This window comes from Shewanella sp. Pdp11, assembly GCF_002838165.1.
GTDB classification, from domain to species: Bacteria; Pseudomonadota; Gammaproteobacteria; order Enterobacterales; family Shewanellaceae; genus Shewanella; species Shewanella hafniensis.
Window position 1 is genome coordinate 2,178,360 of the sequence record NZ_CP015194.1, and the last position, 15,671, is coordinate 2,194,030.

Sequence of the window (15,671 nt, forward strand, 5' to 3'; positions counted from 1 at the left end):
GTTCTATGTGGCTAAGTTGATCTAGCATGCTGCTATATTGCTAAGTCGGGCGAGATTAACCGCCAGCTAATTTAACTTTGTAGTTCTGCTTCTCAAGCAATAGCTTTAATTGCTCGCGGTTATCGGTTTGGACCTCAATAGTAAAATCTTTAACCGTTCCACCACAACCACATTGTTTTTTAAGGGTTTGAGCCATTGCTTTTAACGCGGTTTCATCGAGGCCTAGGCCTGAGATAATCGAAACGCCTTTGCCTTTGCGGCTCTTACTGTCTCTATGGATCCTGACTATACCGTCGGATTCAGGAATCGCTTTAGTGACGGGCTCTGCATTAATACGGCCTTTGTCGGTGCTATACACTAAGGATACATTAGGATCTGCTTTCATAGGTTTCATTTATAGGTGTTTAAAGATGACTTATACCCGTCGAGTTTATCAAATTTGCAGGGGTTCTGGGAGGTAAAAAAAGACCACTTGAGGATTATCCTTAAGTGGTCTGAACAAAATGCTAACTCTTTGCAGGGAAGTAAGCATATTTTTGAAAAAGGGAGCGTTATCAGCCGTTTTAATTCATGCGCATCAAGACCATGACGACCAGTGCTACTGCGGTCACTAAGGCGCTAGGCATAATAAATTTATGCAGTTTAGGTAACGCAATCAAGCAAGCGGTGGTCACAAAGCCGAATGCGGCGACTGTCGCATAGTTAGTGCCATTCGCGACGGTATCTATGACCAACCAGCCAAGTACAAGGAGAGGTAAAATCAGTAAGCTGACAGGCAAATGACGCTTTATCTTGGCGTTATTGGCCTCGAGTGAGATTTTTTCTGGCGCAAGGAAAAAAATAGCTGTTGCTACTAAAAACGCGCTAATAAACCAGTACATTTCATCACCCTTTAAAATCTTAATTGATAATCATTATCATCTTTGGCTTTGCTGAAGTCAAGCTGAATGAGTTGCTGCTTTTTAATCAATTGAGTTGTAGATCAGATGATTGCTCTGTAAGCTAAATTCATATCTCTGATACTTGTCTTTGTTCAGTTTGAACATCTGAGGAAATTAAGATGAAAAATATTTTTGTAGCTTTAGCTGTGCTGGCATTAAGTGCCTGTAGCTCGATGAAGTCAGGTTGGGACTATGATCCTAGCGCCAATTTTACTCAATATAAAACCTATGCTTGGGTTGCTCAGAAAGCCGATTCAGCTGGATATCATCTTGATGGCTTGATGGATCAAAGAGTAAGAGAAGCGGTGAATAGTCAGTTAGCGAGTAAAGGCATGACATTAGTCGATGCGAAAGACGCTGATGTACTGGTGAATTACTTGACCAAAGTTGATAAGAAAATCAATGTCGATACCTTCAATAGTAATTTTGGCTACAACCCATACTATGGTCCTGGATGGGGGTGGGGCGGCAATATGCAGACCCAAACTACAGTAAGAGAATATGAAGTCGGTACTCTGATTATTGATTTAGTCGATAATAAAACTACTAAGCTTATCTGGCGTGGTTCTGTTGCTGATACCATTCGCGACAAAAATACCCCAGAAGAAAGAGTACAGATCATCAATCAAGCGGTGGGCAGTGTGATGGCAAATTATCCGCCTAAGCCTGATACTAAGTAGTGCTAATTCTGTTTGAATGAAAATTAAGCGGCCTGAGAGCCGCTTTTTTGTGGCTGATTTTTAGACTTTTTGTCTTCTCGATTAGATGATCTGCAGTTATTTATCATCTGATTGAATTTACGTTATTAATACTTATCAAAAATTTTGGTTATCTAAATAGTCGCGGGATGTAGTTGCGTACATAACTGGCTATTTTGTTTGCAATTTATACTGTGGGTTTTTACGGAGTTGGGGCTCAAAGATCTATTATTGATTAAATGATGAATTAATTTTTCTAATGATTAATTCAAAATAAAATCATTATAGAACTGAGGGTTTCTCAGGCAGAATCTGTTTCTTTACCTAGTTGGCAGTAGTAAAGATGCATGAGACGCAAATTATTGGATTACTTTGGCTGATTGGTATTATTGCCGAGGCTATGACGGGCGCTCTGGCGGCTGGCCGCAAGCAGATGGATTTGTTTGGTGTGGTGATCATTGGCTGCGCAACGGCGATTGGCGGCGGCACACTAAGGGACATGATGCTCGGTAATTATCCGTTAATTTGGGTTGAGCATGTGCACTACCTCATTGCGATTGCGTTTGCTTCGTTGCTCACTGTCGCTATCGCCCCTGTGATGCGTTATTTATCCAAGTTGTTTTTGGCTATCGATGCCTTAGGCTTAGCCGTGTTCTCTATCGTGGGGGCGCAGAAGACCTTAATGCTGGGATTTAGCCCAACAATTGCTGTGGTGATGGGGTTGGTGACGGGTGTCTTTGGCGGCGTTATCCGCGATATCCTGTGTAACCAAGTGCCTTTGATTTTTAAGAAAGAACTCTATGCGGTGATTTCACTACTGACGGCAGGCTTGTATATCGTTTTAAAAGCCTATCAATTAACCGAGTGGATTAATCTGGTTATTTGTCTGAGCGTTGGTTTTAGCTTGCGGATGTTGGCGCTGCGTTATCATTGGTCTATGCCGACCTTTGATTATCAGGCCAATGGCGATCAGCACACACATTAGATCGTAAAAAATCGTAGATAGACAATCGTAAAACAAAAGGGCAGCAAAGGCTGCCCTGTTTTTAGTGGTAAATTACTGCTGGGCTTGAAGGGTTTTTAACGCTTCAAGTGCAGCATCATAGTTAGGATGCTCGGTGATATTAGGAACTAACTCTTGGTATTGGAGTTTACCTTCGGCATCTATGATGAAAATGGCTCTCGCCAGCAAACCGTAATCTTGAATCAACAAGCCATATTTTTCACCAAAATCACGCCAGACAGAATCGGATAGCACTTTGATTTTATCTACGTTTTCTACTTTGCAGAAACGTTTTTGTGCGAAGGGTAAATCGGCACTGATGGTTAGCATGACCACGTCATCAGAAAAATGGCTCACTTCGCTGTTGAAACGTTTAGTCTGTAGTGCACACACGCCCGTATCTAAGCTTGGTACGGCACTTATCAGCACGGTTTTACCCTTAAAGTCACTCAGCATGACTGGCGCAAAATGATCATCAACCACTTTGAATCCTGGCGCCATTTGCGACAGCTTAGGTAACTTGCCTTCCAAGGTGACGGTTTTTTCACCCATAAGAACCTGGGTTTTCTCACTGGCAAGCGCATTGGGACTCATCAGCACTAAGCCATAAATGCAGCTGGCGGCTAAAAATGAAACGTATTTTTGCATTGGATTTCCTCGCACATGAATATCTGTGCCTTCGCTAATATCTGTCCTTTAAGGTACGCTAAAATGCGATGCAGAACCATAAAAAAAGGCCGGCAATTGCCGACCTTTGTTATTCATTTAGAGTTATTTGCTGAGTGGCAATTCTTTGACATGAATATCCATTTGTGGGAATGGAATACCGATATCGGCTGCATCTAATGCATTTTTGATTTGCTCAAGCAGTTGGAAACGAGCCGTCCAATAATCAGCCGTTTTTACCCAAGGGCGAACCACGAAATTAATTGAAGAGTTCGCTAATTCAGCCAGTCCAACCGTATATGATGGATCTTTTAACACATATTGGTTGTTGTCTAAAATCTCAGTTAAGATTTTCTTCGTGAGTGCGATATCGGCAGAATAAGATACGCCAATCACTAAATCGATACGGCGAGTGTCCATTGCTGAATAGTTAGTGATAGTGCCATTCATGATGGATGAATTAGGCGCCACAATAACCTTGTTATCTGGTGTGCGAAGTTTGGTTGAGAATATAGTGATTTCATCAACAGTACCGGCAATGCCTGCGGCTTCAATATAGTCACCAACACGACAAGGGCGGAATAACACCATTAACACGCCTGATGCGAAGTTAGACAGAGAACCCTGTAGCGCTAAACCCACAGCTAAACCAGCGGCACCGATAACGGCGACCAATGATGCGGTTTGTACGCCAATTTGGCCTAAGGTGGCAATTACTGCGAACACAAACACAATTGCCCAAGCGAGGTTTGCGACAAATGAAACAACGGTCGGATCAACTTTACGGCTGTTCAGTAATTTACGAACCAGCTTTTGCGCTACGCCGGCAAAGTATTTACCAACAAAGAAAATGATAATGGCAAATAAAACTTTTAAGCCATAAGTCACAATCAGATCCGGTGCTTGCTTTAATAAACCTTCAAGGTTTTCCATTGAATAACTCCCTAAATATACGCTAACTAAAACTATTTATTATTGACGATAAATTGTACTCGTCGATTTAAACTGCGCCCTTCGCTAGAACGGTTGTCCGCGATAGGTTCAGATATACCTTTACCCATTACGGTAAAGCGATTTGGATTAAAGCCATAATCTTCAACCAAAATACGTTTCACATTTTGAGCGCGCTGAAGTGACAACTGATAATTAAACTCAGGCGTGCCAACGATATCCGTGTGACCCACTAAGGTTAATGCGACATCATTCGCTGCTAAATATGCTTTCACTAAGGCTAAAGTTTTCCATTGCGAAAAGTCAACTTCGGCAATGGCAAATTCAAAATACACCACAGCGGTAGAAATATTATGACAATCTGCGCTGAACTCAGCATTGGGATTACTCGTACTACAATCTGCTGATGCAGTCGCTTCCACCTCGACCTCTTCAACACAGCCATTGGCCATTACTTGCGTGTCTGGCGCTGTGTTAGGGCAGGCATCTTTGATGTCAGGCACGCCATCTTGGTCAGTATCAGACCAAGCGAATACTTGCGATGTTAGGCTTAAACTTAATAGTAATATTACCAGCTGAATCCATCGAGATTGGGAGTTTTTCACTACAAATCACCTATTGAACGATAAGTACTAGTCAAAATTACTAAAGTGATCGCATGATTGCAGCATGACCATCTTAGTGCGGTATTCTATCGACTTAGGCGTATTTCGCCAAGTGAAACGCACTCACTTGTCGACTCGTCGACAGACATATATCGGCAATATCTTGAGTATGTTTATGTTTTTATGAGTTCTAGCAACTATTCAGATCATCACTTCGCCCATGTATTCACGTTTGGAGTCAGTAAAATGCTTAGTAAGCATGATGATAAACTATACAAAATAAGCCTTTGGCGCTAGAGTCTTGAGCCCATTAAGCGCCAACCAAACCTTAAGTTGAGGACGAGATGATAGATTTACGCAGTGATACTGTTACCCAGCCAACAGCCGCGATGCGATTAGCCATGTCCAGAGCCGAAGTCGGTGACGATGTTTACGGTGATGATCCCACGGTAAATAGTCTGCAGGATATGGCTGCAGAGATGTTTGGCTTTGAAAGCGCATTATTTACCTGTTCGGGTACGCAGGCGAATTTATTGGCTTTGATGGCTCACTGTGAGCGCGGTGATGAGTATCTATGCGGCCAGCAGGCCCACAATTATAAGTTCGAGGGCGGCGGCGCCGCTGTCCTAGGCAGCATTCAACCTCAACCTTTAATGAATCAATTAGATGGCACTATTGCATTAGCTGACATTGAAGCCGCAATTAAGCCTGATGATATCCATTTTGCTCGTACTCGTTTGCTTAGTTTAGAGAATACGATTGGCGGTAAAGTGATCCCGCAAAGCTATTTGGCGGATGCGCAGGCATTGGCCTTTAATCGCGGATTAAAAATTCATTTAGACGGTGCGCGAGTTGCCAATGCTGCGGTGGCGCAGAATATCGCGATAAGTGATATCACGGCGCACTTTGATTCAGTGTCGATTTGTTTATCCAAAGGATTATGTGCGCCAGTCGGCTCATTACTCTTAGGTGACGAGCGTTTGATTAAGAAAGCCATTCGTTGGCGTAAAATGCTTGGTGGCGGTATGCGTCAAGCTGGGATACTTGCAGCGGCAGGTAAGCTCGCCTTAACTGAACAAGTGCAACGGCTGAGTGAAGATCATGACAACGCGGCGTATTTGGCTCGCCAGTTGGCCGAGATGAGTGAGTTCGACGTCGATTTAGCCGCAGTACAAACCAATATGTTATTTGCCAAATTAGCGCCTCAAGTTGATGCGGATTTATTGGCGAAACACTGTCGAGCGGAAGGCATCCTGATAAGCCCTGGGCGCACGATTCGACTTGTGACTCACAAAGATGTGAGCCGTCAGGATATAGATAAAGTGCTTCGGGTTATGAAGCAGTACTTCACTGCCTAAACGCAGCTTGTTTTTAAACCTCTAAATGCCCGAGCTTTGCCTCGGGCATTTTTATTGGCGGGTATAACTAGGTGTTGAATTATTGAACAATTAACTGTTGATTGGTAAAAACAAGCCTTAGACCACGGGCGAAATATGTGTGCTTATCTATACTCAAAACAACAAGGTTTTATTGCTAAGGTAAATTTGGGTTGAAGCCTAATAACAATACTAATAAAGGGGTCGATTATTGGACAAATCGGATCAGTGAATTAGAAATGCCCGCACTGTGTTCGACTGTTAAATCGCTAGAAAAGCTCGCCAAGGATGACGTTTCCTCTCTCGCATTACTTGGGCGTAGCGTGATGCACGATAACGCCTTAACCTCTCGTATTCTTCGAGTTGCCAATAGTGCTATTTATCATAAGGGGAGTAGCCAAATCTCCACCGTTAGCCGCGCCGCCATAGTGCTGGGTTTCGATGCGGTGCGAAATATCTGTATTACAGCCAAGTTACTTTCAAGCTTGTTGGAGAGTAAAAATCTCGCGCCTAACGTATATCAAAGGTTAATTAAGTTGATGGCCAAAGCATTTCAAGCCGCCATGATGGCGCGGATGATGTTGAGTCATCATGACGAGGAGATGCAGGAGGAAGCCTTTATTGCCTCTTTGTTGTATCACATAGGCGAGAGCGCTTTTTGGAGTATTGGGGGCGAATTTACCGAAGAATTAGACTTAACACTCAGCCAATGTGAAACGCCCGCCGAAGAGAGAAGTGCTACCCGCGAAGCCCTTGGTGCTTCTTTTTTGCAGCTCACCCAGAGTATTGCCCGTAATTGGGGGTTGGGGGAGTTGTTGATCCAAGCGTTGAATTATCCAGAGGATCAGCGGCCAGATATTCGGGCTATTTTTCTTGCCGATAAGCTCTGCGATATTTTATCGCAACCCGTTCTCGATAAGCTGGAGTTAGCAAAGCGTATGACTCAAGCGGCGAATTTTACAGGGCTAGAAGAAAATGAGTTTTTGTTGCGGATGCAACGCTGCGCGAATGCGACCCATAAGTTGGCAGAAGTGTACGGTGCTAAAGTGTTACTCGATTACTTGCCCGATCCTAAACGTATTGTCGCCGCTGAACCCGATCTACCTCCCATTTCGTTAGATATGCCAGTCTATCAAGTGAATTTGAATATTCAGTTAGCTAAGTTGCGTGAATTGACAGGTTTTGCCATTAATAAAGCAGATTTCAATCAGATAATGCAGACGGTTCTTGAAGGTATTCTTGAGGGCGTGGGTGTTGACCGCTGCGGCGTACTATTGTTATCGCCCAGTCGTAAACAGCTCCAACCTAGGGTGATATTGGGCCGTGATGCCGATGCGATAAAACAAGAGTTTATTATCGATTTGAGTGACAAACGTGGGCTATTTCATCAAGCGATGGAGCATAAGGCACCACTTTGGGTGGACGACCCCTGTTCTAAAAAATGGCAGGAGCAGTGCAAGGAATTGCAGGCGCGGCATGTATCACGGCAGGGGTTTTTACTTGCGCCTTTATTGATCGACGGCAAAGTGATCGGGTTTTATTACGCTGATCGTGGTCCTTCACAAAGGGCGTTTGAAGAAGTGGATTTTCAAAGCTTTATTCACTTCTCCCAATTGGCTAATGTGTGTTTCACCGTGTCTTTAAGATAGCGTTTGCTTTTAGCAGCTTTATCTTAAAGCTGCTTTTTTGAAACCGTACAATTTGAAACCGTACAATTTGAAACTGCGATGCTATCTAAATCTCACTTTTATAAATTGTACGCTTTCGAAACTGTATTCTGAGGAGTGCGGCATTATTGTTTATTTGCAGCTTTGATCTCGGCGGTGATCGATTTTGCTATCTCATTGGGGATTGGGAAACTTAAATGATATTGTGCAATTTTCCAGTTACCATCGGTTTTGATCAAAGTACCGGTTCCTCGGCTGACGCCATAGGCGGGGCTGTTTAATAATTCGTCGAACAATATGACGTCGCCATGTTGGATTAAATGCCGCTCCGTTAAATCATAGCGCCAACCTTTTGTCGGGCGGGAGTAATGTTCAAACTCCGCCATTCCCCAACGCTCTTTTGCATCCGTGCCAATAAAGATGCCGTCTTTGCGGTACAGGGCAAAATATTTATCCCAATTGGCATCGCTTGAATATTGGTTGAGTAAATCCAACACCTGAGCCGCCGCTTGTTGGTCTGGACTCGAAGCCTTTTGAGCGCTTTGTGTTGGTGAGTCCTGTGCCTGTGCGCTTACATTAAGGCCGCCAAGCATTAAAGCACTGAGCAGTAGTCCCAAGCTAGCGCGATTAACGCTAGTGGCACGACTGTTATTTACGTGGCGATTAATATTGGAACTCTTAACTGTTAATGCAGGAATATCTTTGAGCATTTAGTGTGCCTCTACTTTTATAGGTTAATGCCAGTTTATCGGATCGAGTTGATAAAAGCGGCTTAGTTCCCGATACAAGTCTGGATGTTGTTGGTAGAAATCCTCTGGCTTTTCAAAAAAGACTTCAGTAATGACGGCAAAAAATTCAGCGGGATTCGTCGCACCATAGTAATTAAATATTGAGGGCGTGCCATAGTTGGCGCTGTGCTGTAATTGGCTGAAAGCCTTGCTTAGCACTTCGGACCAAGTGCTGTAATCGGCATAATGTTGCAGTATCGGCGCGCCATTTGCTTGGCCGTCTTCTTGATCGAGCTGATGGGCAAACTCGTGGATCACGACATTATTACCATCGTGGGGATCGGCGGCGCCGTCTAAGGTATTTTTCCACGAGAGTACCACTTTGCCGTATTCCCAAGATTCGCCCGCCAGCACATTACGTTGCTCCCACACAACACCGCTGGTGTCTCTATGTTGATTATTAACGATAAAGGCATCGGGATAGACCAAAATTTGTTTCAGTTTGGGGTAAAAGTCCGTTTTTCGATTGAGCAGCAGGAGGCACGCCTGTGCCGCGATAGTGACTTTGACTTCATCGGTGATCTCAAAATCATCGCAGCCGACAAACTCCTTTTCATCGATGAAAATTTGGATATGGCGTTTGAGCTGTAGCTGTAAATCTGTCGGTAACGCATGGAAGTAAGGCAGTCTTTTTTTAAGAATGTTGCGCCATTCTTTTGGGAAAGGTTTGGCCGTGATCCGGCGGCGGTGCAAGGTTTTACGCCAACGACTTGAAAGTAGCCAAGCAATTGCCCCGACTCCGAGGATAAGCGTGATAACAATAGCGAGCATACTTTCCCTGTTCTAATCCTGATTATCTTAATATTAGCTAATGGGGATGAAGAGGGCTTAACTCAATCCTTTGCTGAAAAAAGAAGCACGGTTGTTGCCGCGATTGGCGGCTAAGGGATAGACGAACGGGGGTTAGGCATAGTGAATGGGTTGGCAGAGGAGGGCCTCGGTGCGGTTACGCCCCGTCAGTTTGGCATGATAAAGGGCTTCATCGGCTCGATTAATTAAACTATTCGCATCCAGTAGTTGCGGTAGCTGCCAACAGGTAATCCCCGCGCTGATGGTAAGTATGCCCGCATGGGGAGAGTCTTCATGGGGGATTTCTAAGCTCATGATTTTCTCACGCAACTGTTCGGCAAATTGATAGATATCCTCGAGATGACTCGATGGCAGCACTAGCATAAACTCTTCACCACCATAGCGGGCAAGTATGTCAGTTGGGCGTTTTAAGAGGGATTTTGCGGCGTTAACAATTTTCTGCAGGCATTGGTCGCCAGCGACATGGCCATATCTGTCGTTAAATTGTTTAAAGTTATCAATATCAAACAAAATGATGCCCAGAGGCATATTATGATCCTTGGCATACTCGAGTTCTTTTTGGAGTTGCATGTCTAAATAGCGACGGTTGTAGCAGCCCGTTAGTCCGTCGGTTTCCGCCATTCCTTTAACTTGCGCCGCATAGCTTTTGAGTGTTTCTAATGAACTCACCATTTGCTGCAGCTCTAGGTTATCGGTGACAGGCATACGGGTGTCGAGTTTTTCATGGGCGATGGCATTCATGGCATCTCGCGTCGCCATCACAGGCTTGATAATGCCCTTAGTGATAAAGTGCCAGCTGGTGAGCCAGATGAAGAAGCAATACAAAATGCCACTGCAGAAAATCAATATGATAAATGCGGTGCTGTCACTTTTAAGCTCGCCGCCCGTTTGTTGGATTTCATTTTCGACTTGGTTAACCAGATTCTGGGTATAGGTCGCAACTATTTGCGCGGCATCGGCTTGGTACTCTAAATGCGCATTGGCGATATGCGTGCTCTTAATGGCCTTGCGGGACAGTTCAAATAGGTTATCTTCACCGACCATGGTCTGCTTTATTTGCGATAACAAATTGAAATATAAACCGGTATCCCCGTTAATCCCTTCGAGAATCGCCTCCATATTTAACAGTAGCCGCATCGCTTCTCTTTGGGTGTGGTTAAGCTCAACTAGATTGTCGATAATTTTTACTTGAGAGAGGCTGGTAAATAAGTGTTCTCCCAAATGACTAAATTGAGACAATTGCTGATTGGTATTGATGTTCAACGCAATCTTGTCAAAATTTTTCAGCTTAATTTGACGTTCAGAATCGGCATTGATACGGTGAAATTGGGTTTGCATTTCATCGGTAAATCCCGATGCCATTGAAGTTAAATTGGCTTGAATATTTGCCGCTTGTAAATTGGCTTGAAGGGCGGAATCGGTTAACTCGCCGAGTAATGGCAACTGTTGTAAATAGTAAAGTTGAATATCTAACGCGTGATTCAATTCTTGCTTACTGACTGCAGAGGTTTCAATGGACGTCAGTAATCGGGAGTCATTAATTAGTCGTTCCCACTGCGCCGAGAGTTCACTCAATAGACGAAGTCTTTGTTGTTCATTATCATAATGATTAAGACGCGCTGTGATGATTTGGAGTTTTTCACTGTTTTTTGCCAGTTGTAGCGCAGTGGTGACTTTTACCACATCGACGCCCACCAGTTGCTCAATTTCTGATTTCAGTTGCTGAGACAGTAGTATCGCAACAACACCATTAAACAGCGCCATGCCCACTATGATATAGAAGGCTAAGGTTATTTTTTGTTTTAGGCTTTTCAGCGGCTTAGTGCTTGTCATTAGTTTTCTTGTCAATCGCAGGTACCTCTCCATAGGTATTTTGGAGGTGTTTTATCTCTGCACTTAATTTAATAAAAATATCCTCGCTATCAGCTGGCATGCGGCTAGCGCGATAACATGCATGGCTGAGTTCAGGGTAAATCTGTCCCATGGCTGTACTGGTAAAATGCCCAAGTTCTAACACCTTAGTTGACCAAAACATATTCGCGATATGGCTTGCTTCGAATGCCCCCGCTATGGTCCTTAATGATTCACTTTTAAATTCGTTGGCGGTCACAACATCCATACGACAGGGGTTACCGCCGCCCAAGGCATAAGCGTGTTGCGCCTCATAGGTGCCCATATATTTGATGAGCCAATAGGCCGCTTGGGGATTTTTGCTGTCATAACTCACGGCAAAAGCATAGGCGCCGTTATAGGGATAACCGCCGGGTACTTGACTCACAGCAAGGCGTGCGCCGGGAATATTTTGCTCAACTTTGAAGGATTTATGCCACAAATTATTGTAAGCGAAAGGCCACATTGCCGCTTGCCCTGTGGCGATTGCATTGGCAGCCTCATTGAAGGCAAATTGCTCGTTAGCAGGTACGGCATAGGGCATTAATTCGCGATAAAGCTTAGCGGCTTTGATGGCCTCATGGTTGATAGTCGGCACCTCAAAATGACTGATCTTTTTTTGTTCATTATAAATTGGCTGCATCCAAGCGCCGCCTAAGCTCCAGATCATGCTGGAAAATTCATCGTTAATATGTGGCTTATCACCCGACATTAGCGCCAAGCCATAAAAGTCGTGGGTTAACATTTTATCCGCCAACATAGTGCCCGCTTTACGGGTGAAAAACTGGGCTTGATCCCGTAACTCGGTTAAGGTTTTTGCTGGTGCGAGCGGGTAACCGAACTGGCTCTGAAAATGTGTTTTTTCAGTGTTATTATCGAAGAGGTCGGCTCGGTAATGATTACCCATCACATAGTTATTGTAGGGAATAGCATGGATTTCTCCATGGTAGGATAAGATGTTCAGTAGCGATGGGTAATAGGGTTCTAGGTATTTCTCCATGGCCTTTTCACCGTCGGGATCGTAGAGTTTTGCGAGTTCGACTAAAGGGACTGTGTAGCCATTGGCTGCCCATTCTTTTGCCCAGCCAGCTTCCATCGTCAGCAAGTCGTATTTGCCTGAACCTTGGAGTAAATCTTGGGTCTGCAAATTAAACATACTATCAAGTTCGGTGCTGATCACTTGCACTTTTACACCAGTTTTTTCAGTGAATTTAGGCAACATTTCTTGCGTTAAATAGTCGGTCCAAAATCCCTTTTCTGCGACTAAGGTGATGGGCGCTTTGTTCGTGAGCGGCGGGATTTGTGCCAATGAAAACTCAGCATAGCAGGGCATTAGAAACGCAGCGCTTAAACAAAGACAGATAAGTTGGTTTGGCTTTCGCAAAAAATACACCTTAACGTTACTGATTCACTGTGAATAAATAACACTTATTCATCATTCTGTACATTTAAGGATAGGTGGGATCAGCACTTATGCCGCGATTATATTGTGGTTTATATTTTAGTTTTTTGTTCTTGAGTAAAAAAGCCGATAACCCGAGCTTAGCTGAGTTACCGGAAAAGGGTGGGAGTATTGCGAAGTGTTAACGGTTTTGGCGCTGTTGTTCTCGTAATTGCCTCAGGGCAATGGGCAGCTCGTAATGTTGTTTAATCAAGAATCGGAGCAGTTTCGATTTGGAGAGCGTGCTGTCTTGCGACAAGGTCGCGAGCTGGCGAATAGCCGCTTCGCTGAGTGAAAAGGTTGCCTTGCGATAGTGAGTTTTTGCCTCTACTTTTGCTGGCGATAAGACTTCTGTCCCTAAGCTCTGTTTATGCAAGATCAGTACATTGGAATGATTCAGCCCAGTGTCAGTTGTTATGTTAGTGAACGTTTGGTCAGCGGTTTTAGCGTTCGTCGTCGCTGCTTCAAAAGCGAAATGACTGTCTTTTGTCTTATTAGGGCTTTGTCCCATTGCATATAAGTTGGCTGCCTCAATAAACTCATCTAACGAAAGCGACGACTGTATGTTGCTAGATGGCATAGCGTTTTTCTTGAGGTCGCTGAGTCCCATTTTGCCCCCTTTGTTGAGTGGTAAGGTGAGTGGGTTGAGCTTGATGGTGCAAGCCATTATTTTTCAAACCATTATTTGTCAAACCATTGTGCATCTGACCTTTACCAGTATTCTGAGGAGGCTTTGCAGGGTGTAGGTTGTCTCCTAAACTCGCGGCGCAATCTACTTGGAACAATTCACAGGCAATAGTACGGATTTCTTCTGCGGCCTTTCCGCTAGGGTCGATTTCAATCACTGATAGTCCTGACTCTTCGCTGTCATCATACAGATTACGGCAGTAGGTTATTGCATCAAGGACGTTGATATCATAGGTTTTACAGACTTCTTTGGCTTCTAGAATTCGGTTAGCTTGATTAGGTAAACTTGGGCATTGGGTAATCACAAATGAAGCCTGTAGCTTTGGGTTTATCATCTTACAGGTCGCGACGATATCGTCCATGTGGCTAACGGTTTTCAAATCGCGGCGCTTAGGTCTTAAGGGCATTAAAATGTAAGCGGCGACAGACATGGTTGCACGTAGCGCTAAGTTATCTTGACCACCACAGTCGACAATGACGACATCATAATGTTGTTCAAGACTGAGCAAGTCATTACGGATCTTGCCGTAAAGCTGCACGCAATTAATGCTGGCTAATTTGGGATTATTGTTCCTTGCCTGGATCCAATCTGATGTGGTGCGTTGGGGATCGCAGTCCACCATAATGACTGAGGCATTGCATTCTGTGGTTAGAAAGACAGCTATGTTTTGGGCTAAACAACTTTTACCGCTGCCGCCTTTTTCTCCGCCGATTAACACTATCATGACGCATTCCTTAATTCTTTTGATGACCCTTGGGCAGCGAGTTGATGAGTTGGGAGCCACACCGTTTTTGTGCTCGAAATCGAATGTAAACCTTATGTTAACCTCAGTCAATTGGCTGATTTTTGACGGTTTTTGATTAAATTGTCAGCAATGGTTTTTTGTCAGTATCTGGTCACGTGCCGTTAATTTGACAAGTAATAGTTGAGGAATAATTTGTGAGTGATATTTTTAAGTTTTTATTTTTAAAAGGTTTAATTTGAGTGGTATCAAGTTGTAGGCTTGTTTGTTGCAATCTATGCCTGTTCACAAAATCTGAATTCTGACTTTTTATTTCTCTATCGGTATAAATGTTAATTTTATATTGCTAAATGTTATTAATGAATCCGTGTAAAGAATCGACTTCTCAGTCGAAAGTGGTCTTGTTTGGTGAGGTGCTTGTCATCAAACTGCCAAATGCTGGCTTTATCATCTCTTAGACTGCCGTCTAAATCGCTTGCAATTTCAACCATGAGAGAAGGGATGCCAAATGGATATCAAAACTATTATGCCTATTAAGTTTGAACTCGTTGAAACAGCACCGCTATTCCATGAATTACTCAATCTGCGTAGTGCCGCTGGCCGCCCTTCGATCGGTGTTGAGCTTGCGGATGTGCAGGCACTGTTTTGGGTCTCTATCCGATTGAGTGACAATGCTGAAATGGAGCATGCTGGCGCGGGAGTCGCTAAGTCTAATCTGTTAGCTACGGCGTGTGTTTACGGTAATAAGCCTGGGCATTTGGCCATTGAAGATTTTATCGTGTTGCCCGAATACCAATCCTATGGGCTGGCGAAGATCATGCTTGAGCGAGTGATGGACTTTGTCGATGGACACGCAAGTTCTGGGACTTGTATCAGCATTACCGCCTATGGTGAGTCTGAACGCTTATGCAGTGAATATGGTTTTCAATATGCGCCATGCGCTAATTTAGGGCCAAATCTATTAAAGATTGTTGCTTAGGATTCAGCTGGGAATGTAGTTTGTGCGCTTATGGTACTCACCTTAGTATTTAAGTGTTGGATGACTTATGTGGGAGTGTTGTATGAGTTAACGGCGACATTGATTGGCTTATGTTGTAGCATCCTTGGGATTATCGGGACGAACTGCACGAGATAACAATCTATGGATCAGCAACTACTCATCGACGCTGTAAATCAAAAAATGCCCTTTGGTAAGTACGCTGGACGTAAGTTGCTGGAATTACCCGAGCCCTATTTGGTGTGGTTCCATAAGCAAGGTTTCCCCCAGGGCAAACTCGGTGAGCAATTAGCCCTAATGTACGAAATCAAGCTTAATGGTTTAGAAGGCATGCTAAAACCGCTGTTGAAATGAGTTCCCTTCTTTTAAGAAAAATACTGCTTTTGCGATAAGTGTTGTATTTCGTGA

At 43.9% G+C, this 15,671-nt stretch carries 18 protein-coding genes; 7 read left to right on the forward strand and 11 right to left on the reverse strand.

Annotation, left to right across the window (positions count from 1 at the left end; translation table 11 throughout):
- Positions 1-55 precede the first annotated feature (55 nt).
- Positions 56-385: a stress response translation initiation inhibitor YciH gene (gene yciH / locus AYJ58_RS09685; RefSeq protein WP_106649935.1), complete on the reverse strand. Its 330-nt coding sequence runs from the start codon at positions 383-385 to the stop codon at positions 56-58.
- A 178-nt stretch (positions 386-563) separates the two neighbouring features.
- The gene (locus AYJ58_RS09690; RefSeq protein WP_106649936.1) at positions 564-881 is read right to left on the reverse strand and encodes a hypothetical protein; all 318 of its coding nucleotides are present in this window, start codon (positions 879-881) and stop codon (positions 564-566) included.
- Positions 882-1,060: 179 nt separating this feature from the next.
- Here AYJ58_RS09690 and AYJ58_RS09695 point away from each other — a divergent pair, with 179 nt between their 5' ends.
- A complete protein-coding gene (locus tag AYJ58_RS09695) occupies positions 1,061-1,621 on the forward strand; it encodes a DUF4136 domain-containing protein (RefSeq protein ID WP_006082509.1) in 561 nt (186 codons plus the stop codon).
- 361 nt (positions 1,622-1,982) lie between these two features.
- Positions 1,983-2,624, forward strand: a complete 642-nt coding sequence (locus tag AYJ58_RS09700) for a trimeric intracellular cation channel family protein (protein WP_106649937.1) — start codon at positions 1,983-1,985, stop codon at positions 2,622-2,624.
- A gap of 72 nt (positions 2,625-2,696) precedes the next feature.
- On the opposite strand, the gene tpx is transcribed toward AYJ58_RS09700, so the two are convergent.
- The 3 genes from tpx to AYJ58_RS09715 all read right to left on the reverse strand — a co-directional run bounded on the left by tpx (position 2,697) and on the right by AYJ58_RS09715 (position 4,864).
- Entirely contained in the window at positions 2,697-3,290 is a 594-nt protein-coding gene (gene tpx, locus AYJ58_RS09705; protein WP_106649938.1) for a thiol peroxidase, read from the reverse strand.
- A 123-nt stretch (positions 3,291-3,413) separates the two neighbouring features.
- The gene (locus AYJ58_RS09710; protein ID WP_006082505.1) at positions 3,414-4,241 is read right to left on the reverse strand and encodes a mechanosensitive ion channel family protein; all 828 of its coding nucleotides are present in this window, start codon (positions 4,239-4,241) and stop codon (positions 3,414-3,416) included.
- 32 nt (positions 4,242-4,273) lie between these two features.
- Positions 4,274-4,864: an OmpA family protein gene (locus AYJ58_RS09715; protein ID WP_106649939.1), complete on the reverse strand. Its 591-nt coding sequence runs from the start codon at positions 4,862-4,864 to the stop codon at positions 4,274-4,276.
- 64 nt (positions 4,865-4,928) lie between these two features.
- On the opposite strand from AYJ58_RS09715, the gene AYJ58_RS22130 reads away from it, so the two are divergent.
- From AYJ58_RS22130 to AYJ58_RS09725, 3 genes are all read left to right on the forward strand, one after another.
- Positions 4,929-5,051: a hypothetical protein gene (locus AYJ58_RS22130; RefSeq protein ID WP_269801906.1), complete on the forward strand. Its 123-nt coding sequence runs from the start codon at positions 4,929-4,931 to the stop codon at positions 5,049-5,051.
- Between the two features lie 157 nt (positions 5,052-5,208).
- On the forward strand, positions 5,209-6,222 hold the full coding sequence (gene ltaE / locus AYJ58_RS09720) for a low-specificity L-threonine aldolase (protein WP_106649940.1): 1,014 nt from the start codon (positions 5,209-5,211) through the stop codon (positions 6,220-6,222).
- 191 nt (positions 6,223-6,413) lie between these two features.
- On the forward strand, positions 6,414-7,889 hold the full coding sequence (locus AYJ58_RS09725; RefSeq protein ID WP_106649941.1) for an HDOD domain-containing protein: 1,476 nt from the start codon (positions 6,414-6,416) through the stop codon (positions 7,887-7,889).
- 143 nt (positions 7,890-8,032) lie between these two features.
- Here the strand turns inward: AYJ58_RS09725 and AYJ58_RS09730 are convergent, their stop codons facing one another.
- The 6 genes from AYJ58_RS09730 to AYJ58_RS09755 all read right to left on the reverse strand — a co-directional run bounded on the left by AYJ58_RS09730 (position 8,033) and on the right by AYJ58_RS09755 (position 14,248).
- Complete coding sequence (locus AYJ58_RS09730) at positions 8,033-8,617, reverse strand: nuclear transport factor 2 family protein (protein ID WP_106649942.1); 585 nt, start codon at positions 8,615-8,617, stop codon at positions 8,033-8,035.
- Positions 8,618-8,641: 24 nt separating this feature from the next.
- Positions 8,642-9,466 (reverse strand): zinc-dependent peptidase, encoded by an 825-nt coding sequence (locus AYJ58_RS09735; protein ID WP_106649943.1) that lies wholly within the window; start codon positions 9,464-9,466, stop codon positions 8,642-8,644.
- A 132-nt stretch (positions 9,467-9,598) separates the two neighbouring features.
- Positions 9,599-11,338, reverse strand: a complete 1,740-nt coding sequence (locus AYJ58_RS09740) for a GGDEF domain-containing protein (RefSeq protein ID WP_106649944.1) — start codon at positions 11,336-11,338, stop codon at positions 9,599-9,601.
- The gene (locus AYJ58_RS09745; RefSeq protein WP_106649945.1) at positions 11,325-12,728 is read right to left on the reverse strand and encodes an ABC transporter substrate-binding protein; all 1,404 of its coding nucleotides are present in this window, start codon (positions 12,726-12,728) and stop codon (positions 11,325-11,327) included. Before AYJ58_RS09745 ends, AYJ58_RS09740 begins: the two co-directional genes overlap by 14 nt.
- A 250-nt stretch (positions 12,729-12,978) precedes the next feature.
- Positions 12,979-13,446, reverse strand: a complete 468-nt coding sequence (locus tag AYJ58_RS09750; RefSeq protein WP_106649946.1) for a CopG family transcriptional regulator — start codon at positions 13,444-13,446, stop codon at positions 12,979-12,981.
- The gene (locus AYJ58_RS09755; protein WP_106649947.1) at positions 13,406-14,248 is read right to left on the reverse strand and encodes an AAA family ATPase; all 843 of its coding nucleotides are present in this window, start codon (positions 14,246-14,248) and stop codon (positions 13,406-13,408) included. Before AYJ58_RS09755 ends, AYJ58_RS09750 begins: the two co-directional genes overlap by 41 nt.
- A gap of 526 nt (positions 14,249-14,774) precedes the next feature.
- Here AYJ58_RS09755 and AYJ58_RS09760 point away from each other — a divergent pair.
- Both AYJ58_RS09760 and AYJ58_RS09765 read left to right on the forward strand, forming a co-directional pair.
- A complete protein-coding gene (locus AYJ58_RS09760; RefSeq protein WP_106649948.1) occupies positions 14,775-15,245 on the forward strand; it encodes a GNAT family N-acetyltransferase in 471 nt (156 codons plus the stop codon).
- A gap of 162 nt (positions 15,246-15,407) precedes the next feature.
- On the forward strand, positions 15,408-15,617 hold the full coding sequence (locus tag AYJ58_RS09765; protein ID WP_006082494.1) for a DUF3820 family protein: 210 nt from the start codon (positions 15,408-15,410) through the stop codon (positions 15,615-15,617).
- Positions 15,618-15,671 lie beyond the last annotated feature (54 nt).